Origin of the sequence: Streptomyces sp. NRRL S-37 (assembly GCF_000721605.1) — a bacterium.
GTDB lineage: Bacteria > Actinomycetota > Actinomycetes > Streptomycetales > Streptomycetaceae > Streptomyces.
The window spans coordinates 1-310 of record NZ_JOIZ01000142.1; the positions used below are offsets into that span (position 1 = coordinate 1).

The window sequence follows — 310 nt, forward strand, 5'->3', positions numbered from 1 at the left end:
GGCCACGGCGAGTGAGCACTCACCCGACCGCAACGCCTGCGCCGCCCAGTGCAACGCCACCAACGACGACGAACACGCCGTGTCCACCGTCACCGCCGGACCCTCGAACCCGAACGTGTACGCCACACGCCCCGACGCGATGCTGCCCGCGCTGCCGCTCCCCTGGTAGCCCTCGAACTCGGGGCCGTTCAGGAGGTTGACGTAGTCGTGATACATGACGCCGGCGAAGACGCCGGTGCGGCTGCCCCGCAGCGACACCGGGTCCATCCCGGCCCGCTCGATCGCCTCCCACGTCGTCTCCAGCAGCAGA

Annotated in this window: 1 protein-coding gene; it reads right to left on the reverse strand. The window is 70.3% G+C overall.

The window, feature by feature from the left end:
- Positions 1–310: beta-ketoacyl synthase N-terminal-like domain-containing protein (locus IH50_RS38520; RefSeq protein ID WP_037873756.1), on the reverse strand; the 310-nt coding region annotated here is incomplete at both ends.